We start from the raw sequence: 15,862 nt of genomic DNA, 5'->3' as shown, positions 1-15,862 counted from the left end.
TTCCTTGTCTGTCATGCTGTATTTCTCGACATTTTTTCAGATATTTGCTAAAAATCTAACGTTATGGAACCTATTCGAAGCTTCGATCAACTGACCTCGCATTTGAAATCCTTGAACAAAAGGAAACGTATTGCGGTTGTTTGCGCTAATGACCCCAATACGGAATATGCCATTGCCCGCTCCCTGGAAGAAGGAATTGCCGAATTCCTGATGATTGGTGACTCTGCTGTTTTGGAAAAATATCCTACATTAAAGAAATATCCGCAATACGTCAGAACTGTGCATATCGAAGATTCTGATGAGGCGGCCCGTGAGGCAGTCCGCATTGTGCGTGAGGGCGGAGCGGATATTCTGATGAAAGGGATTATCAATACTGATAACCTTCTGCATGCGATTCTCGATAAGGAAAAAGGTTTGTTGCCTAAGGGTAAAATCCTGACTCACCTGGCTGTGATGCAGATTCCTACGTATGATAAACTGTTGTTCTTCTCGGATGCCGCCGTTATTCCGCGGCCGACCTTGCAACAGCGTATAGAGATGATTTGGTATGCGATACATACCTGTCGCCATTTCGGTATCGAACAACCCCGTATCTCACTTATCCACTGCACGGAGAAGGTTAGTGCCAAGTTCCCCCACTCGTTAGACTATGTCAATATTGTGGAACTGGCGGAAGCCGGGGAGTTTGGCGATGTAATCATCGACGGCCCGCTGGATGTAAAGACTTCCTGCGAGAAAACAAGTGGTGATATTAAGGGCATTGCATCTCCTATCAATGGAGAGGCGGACGTGCTGATATTCCCAAATATAGAGTCGGGCAATGCTTTCTACAAGGCTGTATCCCTGTTTGCCTATGCCGATATGGCTGGCCTGTTGCAAGGGCCTGTTTGTCCGGTGGTGTTGCCTTCGCGCAGCGATTCCGGCCTGTCTAAGTATTACAGCATTGCTATGGCATGTCTGACATGTAAAGAATAAAATTAAATATAAAAATCCTCTGACTATGAAAATCCTCGCTATCAATCCCGGTTCCACTTCAACGAAGATTGCGGTATACGAAGACACAACTCCGCTCCTGGTGCGTAATATCCGTCATTCGGTGGAGGAACTTTCGCATTTTCCACGTGTCATCGACCAGTTTGAATTTCGCAAGAATCTGGTGATAGAAGCTTTGAAAGAGAATGGAATTCCTTTTGAGTTTGATGCCATTGTGGGACGTGGAGGATTGTTGAAGCCCATTCCGGGTGGGGTATATGAGGTGAATGACGCCATGTTGGATGATATCGCCCATGCCATGCGCAGCCATGCGTGCAATTTGGGGTGTCTTATCGCTGCCGAACTGGCTGCACTGCTGCCCGGTTGCCGAGCCTTCATTGCCGACCCCGGTGTGGTGGATGAATTGGATGAGATAGCCCGTATCACAGGTTCACCCTTGATGCCGCGTATCACTATTTGGCATGCCTTGAACCAACGTGCCATTGCCCGGCGTTATGCTGCCGAGCTTACGGCCGCTTCTCCCGGCCATCCGGTCCGTTACGAGGATTTGAATCTGATTATCTGCCATTTGGGAGGCGGAATTTCTGTCGGTACTCATAATCACGGACGTGCTATCGACGTGAACAATGCTCTTGACGGAGAAGGTCCTTTCTCTCCCGAGCGGGCAGGAACACTGCCGGCAGGACCGCTGATTGATCTTTGTTATTCCCATCGTTTCAGAAAAGATGAATTGAAGAAGCGCATTTCCGGTCATGCCGGTTTGGCGGCACATCTGGGCACTACTGATATTCCTGCCATCATCAAGTCTATAGAAGCGGGAGACCAAAAAGCGGAACTGGTGCTGAACGCGATGATTTATCAGGTTGCCAAGAGTGTGGGTGCTGCTGCCGTTGTGCTTTACGGCAAAGTGGATGCAATTCTGTTGACGGGAGGCATTGCCCACTCAGAGTATGTTACTTCCCGTTTGAAGGAACGGGTTTCTTTCCTCGCTCCGGTGCATGTATATCCCGGTGAAGATGAGTTGGAAGCACTTGCAGTGAATGTTTTGGGAGCTTTGCGCGGGGAGTTGCCGATACAGGTTTATAAGTGATAATTGGAGGATATAAGCCCGACGATTGTTTCATTTCATGAAGATTCTGTTTACCTCCTATGGTGATTCTGTTTACCTCAAATGGTAACTCCGTTTACACACCGAGGTAAAGGTCGTTACAATAAGTGGTAAAGGTCGTTACATCCTGCGGTAAATGCTTTTACATCCTGCGGTAAATGATCGGTAAATGCAATGCGCTGATAGAAAAGGAGTAAAGCCCCCCAAATGACTTTACTCCTTCCAATCTTCTTTCCCTCGTAACTAATACGGAGAAAACACCACTAATCAAAATTCTATACCTTGGTTTAATTTATGGATGCGTTAATAATTCTTCAGTAGTAGTTTGAGTTAAATAGTCTTTACTAATACGATATATGTCGCCATAAACATCCGTGACCTCAACACTAACAGAGGATGTTTATTATCTTGAGTTGAAGTGATTGGCTGCTCTGTAGAATCCAAAGTTTCTAAGTCATTATTACAAGCATTCATAAGTAATGAAAGAGTGAGACAGCACACTATAAACAGACTGTTTAATGTGATTCTTATTTTCATAAATTCTAATTTTATAATTATTTGTGTTTGACTAAAATGGAGATGACTAAAATTTCGCTTCTTTTAGGCTTTTCTGTTTTTTAGTCAACTCCATTCTTCTGTTTTTAGAAATTGTTCTTTCCTGCATCCCACCAGAGACGGGTACCACCATTATCTGCACCACCCAGTGCTCTTGTCAATGAACTATATTGAGTAGGGTTGGATGTTGCCAGAGTTGAAGGATAAGGAAGGCGGCGAATCATTATGTCCGTATCAATTGCGCCACCGCTATTGTTCACTTTCACTTTAAACAGTTTTGGATAACCTGTGCGACGCTGTTCTGTCCATGCTTCGTTACCTTCGGGATACATAGCCAGCCATTTCTGTGTCATAATTTTCTCGAACTGTTCTTCCGTACCATTGGCGTCAGCCCAGTTAGGAGTGGTAGTGATAAGCGCAGTCATATCGAATTTACTATCGAACGGGTCCTTATAGTTGGCAGGTATGGCACTACTTTGCAGGTAAGCATCGACTCCACCTGCACCCCATTGATTAAAGGAGGTTCTTACCCCTGTTTCGTAGCATTCCTTAGGACTTTCAGTGGAGATGCCTCGCAAGGCAGCTTCTGCACGGAGGAACCACACTTCGGCAGCAGTCATCAGAATAGCGTTTGTGCTTTGACTAATTGTACTTTTTGAGCATTCTCTGTAGCGTTGATCGGCAGAAAGTAAGCCAGTTCCTTGCGGTACACCTTTATAAGTGTTAGCATAGTCGAAAAGTTGCGGGAGTGTATGTTCACCGCTGTCATCTTTCCATGTAATCACTTGACCACTTGCCTTGTCGTAATATTTGGCAGTGCGCGGGTCGTCGTATCCGGTTAGTACGGATTCCATGGTGGCACCCATGAATACTTCACCCCATGATTTGTTGATCTCACCCAATGGGTTCGTATATCCACCGGCTGTTGATACAGCAATTACTTCACCCGGTTCTTCTAGAAACTCACCCAGGGTGAATGACTTCCGAGCTTGTTCGGTAGCAAGGGTTTTGTCAACGTTGGCAACGCGCATAGCCAGCCGTAACCGCAGTGAGTTACCAAATTTTACCCATTCCGCCAGTGTTTTGTTAGGAGTCAGCAGGTCGGCATCCTTGTAAGGTTCAACGCCGGGATTTTCTTTGATGAACTTTTGCAATGCAGTGATTCCATTCTCCAAATCGGCGAAGAACTGGGTATAGGCTGTCTTCAGGTCATCTACATTGTCACCTTCCTGTCCGAATTTAGAATAAACCAGTGGGCCGTAGCAGTCTGCCACGCGGTGCATCAGTTCCACTTTTAGAATCTGGGTTACCGCTAGTAACGCAGGTTGATCTACATTGATCTGTTCGCACTTCTGCACTTCGGGCATTATGTATGAGTAGTTGTACGACCAGTGTGTAGAAGTCCATCCATCATTGAGTGCATAAACACTATTTTTGTCATTGAAGGCTTGATTGAAGTCATGGAAATAACCAGAGAACATATCTTGTCCCAGATTTTGAGCAATCTGGAAAGTCCAGTTCTTACCTTCGCCCCAGTCGTAATTGTAATAGATACCAGTCTGAATGATTTCAAATTTCAACAGATATTTCTGGAAATCATATTCTTGCAGCTCAGAGTCAAAGCCTGTTTTGTTTCTGTTATCCGATTCAAAATTGTCGGTACATGCGACAGCAATGCCCAGCAATCCGCTTGCCAAAAGTATAGTTAGGAATTTATTGTATTTCATAATCGTAATAGTTTTAAGTTAGAATGTAAATTTAATGTTAAAACCAATATTTCTGGTAGAAGGCATACCAAATACATCTACACCTTGTAGTCCATTACCAACAGACAGTGTAGCATCCGGATCAAATGGAGCATCTTTGTAAATGAAGAACAGATTACGTGCCACCAGCGATACATCTATACCTTTAAACGCTTTTGTTTTTTCCAGCAATGATTGCGGGAAGGAGTAACCGATAGATAGTTCGCGAAGACGGATGTTAGTGGCATCGTACATATAGTATTCGGAGATACCGTTGCGACCACCAACAGATTTAAAGAATCCCTTGACTTGTTCGGCACCTTCAAAGCGGGTTCCTTCATATTCCACATAGTCTCTATCACGGGCTTCGGCTGTTGTTTTGGTTACACCATTTTGATCGAGTATAGCTTGTGTAAGTGACATTACATCACCACCTACGCGGGCATCAATCAAGAAGTACAAACTGAATCCTTTATAAGAGAAAGTGTTGCTCCAACCCAACAGGAAGTCGGGATTTGCATTACCCAGCAGGTCGTTGTTACCGGTTTTTACAACAGGGCTTCCGTCTTTATTGAGTTTGATCTTACCATTTTCGCGTTGGAATGCATTTCCGTAGATATCACCCAACGAACCGCCTTCTTTGATACGCATCAGGTAACCCATAGAAAGTCCTGTACTACCGTAAGTAAATGAAGTATAATCCGGGTGCAAGGAAACTACCTTGTTACTGTTTGTTGAGAAGTTAACAGCGGTTTTCCAGCGGAAATTGTCATTCATTACCGGGGTTGCGTCTACTGTAAGTTCAATACCTTTATTGCGGATTTTACCTGCATTGATGTAACGAAATGCATACTTGTCACCAGCGGCAGTAGGCATTCTTAGCAGTTGGTTCTTAGTATCTGTCTGATACCAGGTAAAGTCAATGCCAAAGCGGTTGTGGAAAAATCTCCATTCCATACCAAATTCAATGGAACTACTGATTTCCGGTTTCAGGTCACCTTTGTTGTAAGTATCGGCAGCTTGCAATACACCACCGGCCTGAATGATGTCTACGAGGTTTGTTATGCCGATAGGTAAGTCGTTACCCACTTGTGCCCATGAACCGCGTATTTTTCCGAATGAAATCCATTCCGGCATTTTCAGTGAGTTATTGATAATCCAAGATAGACCAATGGATGGATAGAAAAAACCAGAGTTCATACTTTCTGTGTGAGCTAGCGTGGACGACCAGTCATTACGGGCTGTGATGTCCAGATAGAGGGCTTCGTTGAAGCCTAGCTGTGCCGTTCCGAATACGGATTGGATGGTGCGCTTTTGGTCGATAGTTTGGTTTACTGAAGCATTGGAACCCATTACAATGTTGGCAACGGTAAATAAGTTAGGTTTATAGAGCGATGCAATCTTAGAGTCGAGCATCAGTGAGTTCACCTTATTCTGGTTGATGCTGGTACCAATAGCTGCATTCAATGACCATTTGTTCCATGTCTTGTTGAACATAGCCATTACGTCGGCGTAAATCTGGAACTGTTCGTTCTCTGACCATACATAACGTCCGTTACTCTTTCCATTGTAACTACCTGTAATGTTGGGGGCTGTGGAAGCATACATTTTCTGATCGAATTTATCGCTTACATAATCAGCATTGCCACGGGCTTGCAGACTGAACCAATCGTTAATTTTTAGGTTGGCACTTAATGATGCCATTGCGCGGTAGCGTCTGTTGGTATTGGTAACGCGATTCTTAATCCAGTATGGGTTTTGTGACCATTCCGAAACTTCGGTATACCAGTTTTGAACTGGCATATTGTTACGTGTAGGATCGCCTACTTCATACTTGGAAGCATATTCAGACATGTCCATACCACGTGGGAAGCTGTATAAGTCAACCAATGGATTCAGGTATAAACCACCAGATGCAGTACTGTTTTTAATCTTCTGCGTCATCAGCGTGGCGCTTCCATCCAGTTTCAAACGGTCGTTGAAGAAACTGGCTGTTTCGCGGAACGTAAGATTGTGCTTTTGCAATTTGTTGGAATCAATGATACCTTTGGCTGTGGTGTTGGCATAAGAGAAGTAGGTCTGCATTTTTTCGTTGCCACTTTGCAAAGATATGGAGTTGATGGCAGTCACGCCGTTACCTAAGAAATTACCTACGTTGTCGTAATTGGTCAGCGATTTCTTTTCTCCCCAACTGTCAGTGCCGCTTGCGCCGTATGAATTCTGGAATTCAGGCAGGCTGATGGCGTGGTCAACGGTCAGGTTGGATGAGAAGGTTATTCTTTGCATACCTGCTTTACCTTTCTTGGTAGTTATCAGGATAACACCGTTGGCGGCTTGTGATCCGTAAAGAGCGGCGGCGGAAGCACCTTTCAGGATGCTCATGCTTTCAATGTCCTCTGGGTTCAGGTTGGAGATACCATCACCAGCATCACGGTTCACACCGTCATTTTCTCCACCCATAACAGTGGAAGTGGATTCGGTACTTGTGTTCAGCATAGGAACACCGTCAATAACATATAGGGGTTGGTTATTACCACTTTCGTAAGCGGAACGTGTGCCACGAATAGATACTTTGGCAGAACCACCAAGACCGGACGCACTCTTATTGATTTGTACACCGGCTGATTTACCTGCTAATGCGGTAATCATGTTCGGGTCTTTGGCGCGTGTCAGTTCGTCGCCACCCACTTGCTGGGTAGAGTAAGTCAGTGAAGCGGCTTTTTTCTTGATACCCATAGCGGTTACCACCACCGTTTCCAGTGACAGCGCTTCTTCCTGCATCTGCACGTTGATTGTTTCTTGACCATTCAGGGCAACGCTTACCGGCTGGTATCCGATATAGCTGATAATCAGTGTGGCGTCGGCAGGTGCATTCAGTGTAAATTCACCATCAATATTGGTGATAACACCGTTTGTCGTACCTTTCTCTACCACATTGGCACCGATAATCGGTTCACCTTGCATGTCGGTCACAACACCTTTCACAGGTTTGTTTTCCTGTTGTACGGCGGCGATGACTTCGGTTGCAGTTTCATATTGTTTGGTCAGCACGATGTTCTTGCCTTCCATTACATATCTGATGTCCGTGCCATTGAAGATTTTGTCCAAAACTTCGGACACAGGCTGGTTGTCTGCATCTACATTTACGGTGCGGCGCACGTCCACGCTTTTCTTATTGTAAACAAACAGATACTCGGTCTGAGCCTCGATTTTATCGAGGATTTCGCCTACTCGTAACTCAGAGCGGGGGATGCTGATTTTGGCATTCTGAGAGTAACTACTACTACTGTACGCTTGGAACGTTACAAACAAGAGAAGGAATAGTGTGATCTTCATAGTTCGTAATATTTGCTTAAATACTAAACTTTTTGGGCAAAAAAGCCCATTCAAAGAAATTTTTCTCATATCTTTGTAATGTGTTAAGTTAATAAATTGATTAAGGTCGATTTTTGACTGTTTCGGATCGGAAAGTATGGGGGTACTTTCCGATCTTTTTTGTGGGGGGGATTGAGTGACTGTTTCTTCTATTTCATAATGCTTTTCAGTTTAAGAGGTTAGTACTAAATTTTAAGGTTTTATCTTTGATATCAAATTACTTCTTATAAATGACGATGGAGTCTTTATCTTCGTTGATGCTGAATTCAAAAGGATGGTCTTTCGAAATCGTACGGAGAATATGCTCTATCCCATCTTGTTCGCGGAACTTCCCGGTGCAACTGTCATAATTCAGCAACTCAGGATCCGCTACTGTAATCTTCACATTATAGTATTTCTCAAGTTTGTCGAGGATGCCACTGAAAGGTACATCGTCAAAGCAATATAGTCCTTCTTTCCAACGCAGGTATTCGTAGGAGGGAAGTATGGTTTTCTTGCACTTTCCGTCATAGTTTCCGAAGAATTCATCTTTCTGCAAGCGGGTGATGGCTTTGTCGTTATTGGCAGGGTAGATGTCTACGATGCCTTCTACGAGGGTGGTTTCAAATTCTTTGCTTCCTCTGTAGGCGCAAACGTTGAAGCAGGTGCCGACTACTCTCACATTGTTCATCTCAGTGCGTACGTAGAACGGAATATCTTTGTTTTTTGCAACTTCAAAGTAAGCTTCTCCGTCCAGTTCCACATTTCTTTCATCGCGTCCGAAGTTAGAGGTATACGTCAATGTGGATTGTGCATTCAGCCATACGCGGGTGCCGTCGGCAAGGGTGATTTGCGCACGTTGTCCGGCGGGGACGGTGACGGTTTGCGGCTGGGCTAATTTATTATATAGATAATCGTTTGCCATGAAGTAACCGCATACGCCTACAATGATAACCGCAGCTGCACGCATTCCCCACTTGAGTATCGGAGTCAGGCGTGCTGTCTTTTTCTTTGCATCCTGTCGGTTGGAGAATAGGGCGACATCGAACATCATACGTTCTTTTAAGAAAGCTTCCCGATTTTCTTCCGAGGCTTCCACCCAATCGAGGATGCGCTTTTCTTCTTCAATGGTGGCGGTTCCTTTAAAATACTTATATAATAGTTCTTGGTTCATACGTACTCAAATTGTTAGTTGAATGGGAGAGGTTTTCCTCCCCTTCTATAATTAATACAGGTGAACCCGAAACTACCCTAACGGAAAATGAAACTTTTTTTGTTTTTTCTTTAAAGGAGGATAGAAGCGATATAATCTTTCAGTTCAACGCGCAGGATGCGCAATGCTTTGGTGATGTGGAATTCTACTGTTTTCAGTGAAATATTGAGTTGTTCGGCAATCTTTTTATTGGGTAGGTTCTTGTATCGGCTGAGCATGAATATTTCCCGACTTTGCGATGGCATCTTCTCCAATGCCTTATTTACGATGTGTTGTATCTCGGTGCTGAAAATTTTGTCGGGTTCGCAATCCTTTAAGGTTGCGATACGTAAGTCCAGTTCGCGTTGTCGGTGCGAATTCAAATCTTCTTCGATGCGCAAACGGGTTTGTTCGCGTTCCAGATAGTTGAGGGCTTTGTTTTTGATAATGGTAAGGAGCAGGGCGTGCAGACCTTTATCTTCTTCCCAGCGGTCGCGGCATTCCCAAAGAGAGATCATGGATTCCATAAGAATATCCTCCGCTTCCGCCCAACTTCTGATATAGGAATAGGCAAATGCGAGGAATTTTTCTTGATTCTCACGAAAGAAACGAGAAAATAAATCCATAGTATGTAGATTCTCGGAGGCAAGCATTCTTAAGTATTTTCTCTCTTCTTTAAGGTTTGTAGGGTAAAGTAATATAATCTTTTCGGAATACGCAAAATTATGAAAGAGTTTTTCGGATTTAGTCTTATCTTTTTTACAAAAAGAAAGCCCGGCGGGTTTCCGTCGGGCTTAATATAATAAGGAATAAGGAAAATCTTATTTCTTTTCCGGTCTTTCTTGTCTTTCTGGCCTTTCTTGTCTTTCTGGTCTTGGCAACAATACCTTGCGTGAAAGTTTGAATTTACCGGTCTTCGGGTCTACATCGAGCAGTTTCACTTCGATTTCGTCACCTTCCTTGATGCCGGCTTCTTCTACGGTTTCCAAGCGTTTCCAGTCGATTTCTGAAATGTGCAACAAACCGTCTTTGCCCGGCAAGAATTCAACGAAAGCACCATAAGGCATTATTGAACGTACTTTGCCTTTGTATACTTCGCCAACTTCCGGTACGGCAACGATGCCTTTGATGAGGCGCATAGCATCGTCAATGCTCTTCTTGTTGGTTCCGGAAATTTCGATTCTTCCGATGTTGTCCACTTCTTCAATAGTAATGGTTGCACCGGTTTCTTCTTGCATACCTTGGATGATTTTTCCACCAGGGCCGATTATGGCACCAATGAATTCTTTAGGAATAGTCATCATCTCAATGCGCGGAGCATGAGGTTTCAGCTCTTCGCGAGGCTCCTGGATGGTTTCCATAATCTTACCGAGGATGTGCAGACGTCCTTCTTTCGCCTGGTTCAAAGCGCGTTCCAGGATTTCGTATGACAATCCGTCTACCTTGATGTCCATCTGGGTGGCGGTGATACCGTCCTTAGTTCCTGTTACCTTAAAGTCCATATCGCCCAAGTGGTCTTCGTCACCGAGGATGTCGGACAATACTGCATATTTTTCTTCGCCTGCATTCTTGATCAATCCCATTGCGATGCCCGATACCGGTTTCTTGATCTTCACACCTGCATCCATCAATGCCAGTGTTCCGGCACATACGGTAGCCATTGAAGAAGAACCGTTAGATTCGAGGATATCGGATACTACGCGCACTACGTACGGATAGTCAGCGGGAATCTGTCCTTTCAGTGCACGCCATGCCAGATGACCGTGGCCGATTTCGCGACGGCCTACGCCGCGTTGTGCTTTAGCTTCTCCGGTAGAGAACGGGGGGAAGTTATAGTGAAGCAGGAAACGTTCTTTGCCATGTTCCAGTACGTCGTCAATGATTTTTTCGTCCAGCTTGGTACCCAAAGTTACGGTAGACAGGGATTGAGTCTCACCACGGGTGAAGATAGCCGAGCCGTGAGGTCCGGGCAGGTAGCTGACTTCGCTCCAGATGGGGCGGATCTCGTTAGTCTTACGTCCGTCAAGGCGCTTGCCTTCGTCCAGGATGCTGCGGCGCATAGCCTCTTTTTCCACATCGTGGTAGTAACGGTCGATCAAAGCTGCTTTTTCTGCCAGTTCTTCTTCGCTGAACTGTGCCTTAAACTCTTCGCGGATAGCATCGAAAGCATCCATACGTTGGTGCTTGTTGTTGTTGCCGGAAGCAGCGATGGCGTAAGCCTTGTCATAGCAAGCTTCGCGAACGGCCTTACGCAGTTCTTCGTCGTTTACTTCATGACAATATTCGCGTTTTACAGTAGAACCAACTTCTTCTGCCAGCTCCATCTGAGCTTTACACTGTACCTTGATTGCTTCGTGAGCGGCCTTCATGGCGTTCAACAAGTCAAGTTCGGATACTTCATTCATTTCACCTTCCACCATCATGATGTTTTCGTAAGTGGCACCGACCATGAGGTCCATGTCAGCTTTTTCCAGTTGGTCGAAAGTAGGGTTGATAACGAATTGTCCGTCGATACGCGCTACGCGTACTTCGGAAATCGGTCCGTTGAAAGGGATATCTGAAACTGCGAGAGCAGCAGAAGCGGCGAGTCCTGCAAGTGCGTCCGGTATATCAATGCCATCAGCAGAATAGAGGATAATGTTTACGTATACCTCTGCGTGGTAATTATCGGGGAATAAAGGGCGGAGAGCACGGTCTACGAGGCGGCAGGTGAGGATTTCGTAATCTGAAGCGCGTCCTTCACGTTTGGTGAAACCGCCGGGGAAACGTCCGAATGCGGAGAATTTCTCTTTGTACTCTACCTGTAACGGCATGAAATCTGTTCCGGGAACTGCGTCCTTAGCGGCACAAACAGTAGCTAAAAGCATGGTGTTGCCCATACGAAGCATTACAGAACCGTCTGCCTGTTTTGCCAGCTTTCCCGTTTCGAGTGTGATGGTTCTGCCATCAGGAAGCTCGATCGTCTTAACAATTGGGTTAATCATAAAAAATGTTTTATCTATTTTTTCTTTCAAAATTCGTGCAAAGATACATATTAATTCATGTAATCAAGTGGGAATGAGATGAAAAGTTCCTAATTGACTGTTTTTTTTTAGTTTCCGGGTGGAAGAAGCGGTGAAAATGCTTTGACTAAACTTGAAAAGACGTATATTTGCATCGTATCTCCTGCATGTCTGGTCCACATCTGCTCCACACCTGCTCCACTGTTCCTCCACTCGGAGGTACCCGTAAGTGGAGAAATAGTGGAGAAACAGTGGAGCAGGTATGGCTCGGGTGGGGTACGGATGCGGACGACAAATAATAAATAACATAATAACAGAACATGAAAAAAGTTTTTTTTGTGGCACTTGTAGTAATTGCTTTGAGTGCATGTAATTCTGAACCGAAATTCAAGGTTGAAGGCGAAGTATCCGGTGCCGACGGCAAGATGCTGTATCTGGAAGCTGCCGCTTTGGAAGGTATCGTACCTTTGGATTCTGTTAAATTGAAGGGTGACGGTTCTTTCAGTTTTAAACAGACACGCCCGGAGTCTCCGGAATTTTACCGCCTGCGTGTGGACGACAAGGTTATCAATTTCTCAGTAGATTCTACGGAAACTGTCGGGGTGAAAGCCCCGTATGCTGATTTTGCAACCGCTTATACGGTGGAAGGTTCGGCAAACAGCATTAAGATTAAAGAGCTGACATTGAAGCAAGTGCAGCTACAAAGTAAGGTAAATGAGCTGATTAAGAAAATGCAGGCTCACCAGATAGGTGCCGATGTTTTCGACGAAGAACTGTCTGTCTTGATGAAGGACTATAAGGATGAGGTGAAAACAAAATATATCTTCGCCGCTCCAAACACGGCTGCGGCTTATTTTGCCCTGTTCCAGAAGCTGAACAATTATCTTATTTTCGATCCTCTGAACAACAAGGATGATATCAAGTGTTTTGCAGCGGTAGCAACCAGCCTGAACAACTTTTATCCGCATGCCGACCGTTCCAAGAATCTCTATAATATCGTGATTAAAGGAATGAAGAATACCCGTACACCTCAGCAGAAAGTGCTGGAATTGCCGGAAGAAGCCATTTCGGAAACCGGTATCATCGATATCAGCCTTCGTGATATGAAAGGTAATACCCATAAATTGAGCGAACTGAAAGGTAAAGTGGTGTTGCTGGACTTCACCATCTATCAGAGTGCCGTTTCCGCTCCTCATAATTTTCTGTTGAACGACCTGTATACTAAATATAAGGACCAAGGACTGGTGATTTATCAGATTTCGCTGGATGCGGACGAACATTTCTGGAAAACGACAGCTGATAATCTGCCCTGGACCTGTGTGCGCGATGCAAATGGAATTTACTCAAATATAGCCGCTATGTACAACGTTAAATCGGTTCCTTCACTGTTCCTGATTAACCGGAATAGCGAGTTGAGTGCTCGTGGAGAGACTATAAAAGACCTGGATGCCGCAGTGAAAGCACTGTTGTAACTTGTTATAAATTAGAAGTTTTTATTTAAATATGTTACATAGCAGCAATTTTTGCTTGACACGCATTAATTAAAAGGCTATCTTTGCAAAAGAAAAATCGAAAGAGGGTTCCAGCATGCTGACCATGTTGGAATTCTTTTTGTTATATAATACCATTTAGAAACTAAAAAGGAGGAAAAAAGTATGGCTTATATGTCAGAAGAAGGCTACAAGAAATTGTTGGCTGAACTGAAAGAATTGGAGACGGTAGAGCGTCCTAAGATTTCGGCTGCGATAGCCGAGGCACGTGATAAAGGTGACTTGTCGGAGAATGCAGAGTATGATGCCGCCAAAGAAGCTCAGGGTATGCTTGAGATGAAAATCAATAAATTGAAGATGGTTATCGGAGATGCCAAGATTATTGATGAGTCCAAGTTGAAAACAGACTCCGTGCAGATATTGAATAAGGTGGAACTGAAGAATGTAAAGAATGGAATGAAGATGACTTATACCATTGTTTCGGAAAGCGAAGCCAACCTGAAAGAAGGTAAGATTTCGGTTAACACTCCGATTGCACAAGGTCTACTTGGCAAGAAGGTAGGTGATGTGGCTGAAATTAAAGTGCCCCAGGGCATGATTAACCTCGAAGTAGTGAACATATCATTTTAATGTAAAGGCAGGTCTGCATGCGGGCTTGCCTTATTTTATATATTGTAAAAGCTATGGCAACAATATTCAGTAGAATTATCGCTGGTGAAATACCGAGCTACAAGGTAGCGGAGGACGATAAGTTTTTTGCATTTCTGGACATCAATCCGTTGGTGAAAGGTCACACGTTGGTCGTTCCCAAGCAGGAAGTGGATTATATCTTTGACTTAAATGACGAAGATCTGGCGGCAATGCACGTTTTTGCCAAGAAGGTGGCCCGTGCCATTGAGAAAGCTTTCCCTTGCAAGAAAGTGGGCGAAGCAGTGATCGGTCTGGAAGTGCCTCATGCGCACATTCATCTTATTCCTATACAGAAGGAATCAGATATGTTGTTTTCTAATCCTAAACTTAAACTTTCTGATGAAGAATTCAAGGCAGTTTCCGAAGCGATTCGGGCGGCGCTCTGAAAGAATATTCCTTCCTTTTAAATAATAAGAACGGGGACTGAAGTGAAAATTCAGTCCCCGTTTCCTTATATCGTTGTCTGAAAGTTCGGACTTCCAGTTCTCAAATTTCAATTAAATGTAGTCTTCACCCAATTTAATCTGTGCGTCGTTTACGTATTTGCGGATGGAATGTTCTTCATCCTTTTTACAAATCAGCAGTACATTGTCCGATTCGGCAATGAGGTAACCTTCCAATCCATCGATGACGGCAAGTTTGTTTTGTGGAAGCACCACGATATTATCTTTGCTGTTATATAGCAAAGACTGGCATTTTAATGTGACGTTTCCTGTTTCGTCCTTTGGAGACAGGTCGTACAAAGAGCCCCATGTTCCTAAATCGGACCATCCGAAGTCTCCTAAAGAAACATATACGTTATCTGCTTTTTCCATGATGCCGAAGTCGACGGATACATTGGGACAAGCAGGAAAGTTTTCATCAATGAATGCTTTTTCGGAGGCTGTGCCGTATACGTCCTTGCCTGGAGCCAGTTTAGATGCCAGTTCGGGGAGCAATGCTTCTACAGCTTTGATGACAGAGTTTACGTTCCACATGAAGAGACCGGAGTTCCAATAAAATTCTCCGCTTTCTACGAATACTTTTGCTAATTCCAGTTCCGGCTTTTCGGTAAAGGTTTTCACTTTATAGAAGTTGTCTCCGGCTTGTTCGGCTATCTGTATGTAGCCGTAACCTGTTTCGGGACGATTAGGTTTGATGCCAAGAGTGAGCAGCTTTTCCGATTGGGATACAAATGTCAGGCCTTTCTCAATAGCGTCGAGGAATTCATCTTCTTTCAGAATCAAATGGTCGGACGGGGCTACAACGATGTTTGCGTTTGGGTTTAGTGCGCGGATATGATAAGCCGCCCATGCGATGCATGGAGCAGTATTTCTGCGTGTAGGTTCCAGGAGTATCTGTTCGGGGTTCAGTTCGGGAAGCTGTTCTTTTACGAGGTCGGCATACAAGTCGTTTGTAACGATAAGTATGTTTTCTGTGGGAATAACTTTATTGAAACGGTCGAAGGTCTGTTGAAGCAGTGATCTGCCTGTACCGAAGAAGTCCAGAAACTGTTTTGGGAGTGTTTTCCGGCTGAATGGCCAAAAACGGCTGCCAATGCCGCCACCCATGATAACACAGAAATTATCCTTATTTGTTGTCATATCGTTTGTTTTAAAAGTTTCTGCTAAAGTACACTATATTTTGGAAACTAGGAATGTTTGTAGAGAGTTTTATGAGTTTTTTCTCCTTTTTTTAGGAAAAGTATTGCAGGTTTAGAAAAAAGCCGTATCTTTGCACCGCAATTGAGAAAT

At 44.3% G+C, this 15,862-nt stretch carries 12 protein-coding genes; 6 read left to right on the top strand and 6 right to left on the bottom strand.

The window, feature by feature from the left end; genetic code table 11:
* Positions 1-63 precede the first annotated feature (63 nt).
* Together BUC01_RS12550 and buk are read left to right on the top strand one after the other, a co-directional pair.
* Positions 64-975 (top strand): phosphate acyltransferase, encoded by a 912-nt coding sequence (locus BUC01_RS12550; protein WP_073313862.1) that lies wholly within the window; start codon positions 64-66, stop codon positions 973-975.
* A gap of 25 nt (positions 976-1,000) precedes the next feature.
* Positions 1,001-2,083, top strand: a complete 1,083-nt coding sequence (buk, locus tag BUC01_RS12545) for a butyrate kinase (protein WP_073313860.1) — start codon at positions 1,001-1,003, stop codon at positions 2,081-2,083.
* A 659-nt stretch (positions 2,084-2,742) separates the two neighbouring features.
* Here buk and BUC01_RS12540 read toward each other — a convergent pair.
* The 5 genes from BUC01_RS12540 to pnp form a co-directional block, all read right to left on the bottom strand.
* Positions 2,743-4,383 (bottom strand): SusD/RagB family nutrient-binding outer membrane lipoprotein, encoded by a 1,641-nt coding sequence (locus tag BUC01_RS12540; protein WP_073313858.1) that lies wholly within the window; start codon positions 4,381-4,383, stop codon positions 2,743-2,745.
* 18 nt (positions 4,384-4,401) lie between these two features.
* Entirely contained in the window at positions 4,402-7,806 is a 3,405-nt protein-coding gene (locus tag BUC01_RS12535) for a TonB-dependent receptor (RefSeq protein WP_025830591.1), read from the bottom strand.
* Between the two features lie 187 nt (positions 7,807-7,993).
* Positions 7,994-8,929, bottom strand: a complete 936-nt coding sequence (locus BUC01_RS12530; protein WP_025830590.1) for a FecR family protein — start codon at positions 8,927-8,929, stop codon at positions 7,994-7,996.
* Between the two features lie 110 nt (positions 8,930-9,039).
* Entirely contained in the window at positions 9,040-9,573 is a 534-nt protein-coding gene (locus BUC01_RS12525; protein ID WP_394363905.1) for an RNA polymerase sigma-70 factor, read from the bottom strand.
* 195 nt (positions 9,574-9,768) lie between these two features.
* Positions 9,769-11,931 (bottom strand): polyribonucleotide nucleotidyltransferase, encoded by a 2,163-nt coding sequence (pnp, locus tag BUC01_RS12520; protein ID WP_025830588.1) that lies wholly within the window; start codon positions 11,929-11,931, stop codon positions 9,769-9,771.
* A gap of 185 nt (positions 11,932-12,116) precedes the next feature.
* Between pnp and BUC01_RS26090 the strand changes: the two genes are divergently transcribed.
* The 4 genes from BUC01_RS26090 to BUC01_RS12505 all read left to right on the top strand — a co-directional run bounded on the left by BUC01_RS26090 (position 12,117) and on the right by BUC01_RS12505 (position 14,515).
* On the top strand, positions 12,117-12,248 hold the full coding sequence (locus tag BUC01_RS26090; RefSeq protein WP_259321815.1) for a hypothetical protein: 132 nt from the start codon (positions 12,117-12,119) through the stop codon (positions 12,246-12,248).
* Positions 12,249-12,269: 21 nt separating this feature from the next.
* Positions 12,270-13,421: a TlpA disulfide reductase family protein gene (locus tag BUC01_RS12515; protein ID WP_073313856.1), complete on the top strand. Its 1,152-nt coding sequence runs from the start codon at positions 12,270-12,272 to the stop codon at positions 13,419-13,421.
* Between the two features lie 183 nt (positions 13,422-13,604).
* Complete coding sequence (greA, locus tag BUC01_RS12510; RefSeq protein ID WP_073313854.1) at positions 13,605-14,069, top strand: transcription elongation factor GreA; 465 nt, start codon at positions 13,605-13,607, stop codon at positions 14,067-14,069.
* Positions 14,070-14,122: 53 nt separating this feature from the next.
* Positions 14,123-14,515, top strand: coding sequence for an HIT family protein (locus BUC01_RS12505; RefSeq protein WP_025830586.1), 393 nt, complete (start codon positions 14,123-14,125; stop codon positions 14,513-14,515).
* A 111-nt stretch (positions 14,516-14,626) separates the two neighbouring features.
* Here BUC01_RS12505 and BUC01_RS12500 read toward each other — a convergent pair whose 3' ends face one another.
* Positions 14,627-15,712 carry a mannose-1-phosphate guanylyltransferase gene (locus BUC01_RS12500; RefSeq protein ID WP_025830585.1) on the bottom strand — a complete coding sequence of 362 codons (1,086 nt, stop codon included), beginning with the start codon at positions 15,710-15,712 and terminating at the stop codon, positions 14,627-14,629.
* Between the last annotated feature and the right edge of the window lie 150 nt (positions 15,713-15,862).

This window comes from Bacteroides stercorirosoris (genome assembly GCF_900142015.1).
GTDB classification, from domain to species: domain Bacteria; phylum Bacteroidota; class Bacteroidia; order Bacteroidales; family Bacteroidaceae; genus Bacteroides; species Bacteroides stercorirosoris.
The sequence above is the reverse complement of the archived record's forward strand: the minus strand, read 5'-3'. Positions and strand labels throughout refer to the sequence as shown.

What these genes read in the sequence shown, in the direction of transcription:
- BUC01_RS12540 (WP_073313858.1), bottom strand. Translation starts at nt 4,383, where the DNA reads ATGAAATACAATAAATTCCTAACTATACTTTTGGCAAGCGGATTGCTG.
- greA (WP_073313854.1), top strand. Translation starts at nt 13,605, where the DNA reads ATGGCTTATATGTCAGAAGAAGGCTACAAGAAATTGTTGGCTGAACTG.
- BUC01_RS12525 (WP_394363905.1), bottom strand. Translation starts at nt 9,573, where the DNA reads ATGGATTTATTTTCTCGTTTCTTTCGTGAGAATCAAGAAAAATTCCTC.
- BUC01_RS12550 (WP_073313862.1), top strand. Translation starts at nt 64, where the DNA reads ATGGAACCTATTCGAAGCTTCGATCAACTGACCTCGCATTTGAAATCC.
- BUC01_RS12505 (WP_025830586.1), top strand. Translation starts at nt 14,123, where the DNA reads ATGGCAACAATATTCAGTAGAATTATCGCTGGTGAAATACCGAGCTAC.
- buk (WP_073313860.1), top strand. Translation starts at nt 1,001, where the DNA reads ATGAAAATCCTCGCTATCAATCCCGGTTCCACTTCAACGAAGATTGCG.
- BUC01_RS12530 (WP_025830590.1), bottom strand. Translation starts at nt 8,929, where the DNA reads ATGAACCAAGAACTATTATATAAGTATTTTAAAGGAACCGCCACCATT.
- BUC01_RS12500 (WP_025830585.1), bottom strand. Translation starts at nt 15,712, where the DNA reads ATGACAACAAATAAGGATAATTTCTGTGTTATCATGGGTGGCGGCATT.
- BUC01_RS12515 (WP_073313856.1), top strand. Translation starts at nt 12,270, where the DNA reads ATGAAAAAAGTTTTTTTTGTGGCACTTGTAGTAATTGCTTTGAGTGCA.
- pnp (WP_025830588.1), bottom strand. Translation starts at nt 11,931, where the DNA reads ATGATTAACCCAATTGTTAAGACGATCGAGCTTCCTGATGGCAGAACC.
- BUC01_RS26090 (WP_259321815.1), top strand. Translation starts at nt 12,117, where the DNA reads ATGTCTGGTCCACATCTGCTCCACACCTGCTCCACTGTTCCTCCACTC.
- BUC01_RS12535 (WP_025830591.1), bottom strand. Translation starts at nt 7,806, where the DNA reads ATGAGAAAAATTTCTTTGAATGGGCTTTTTTGCCCAAAAAGTTTAGTA.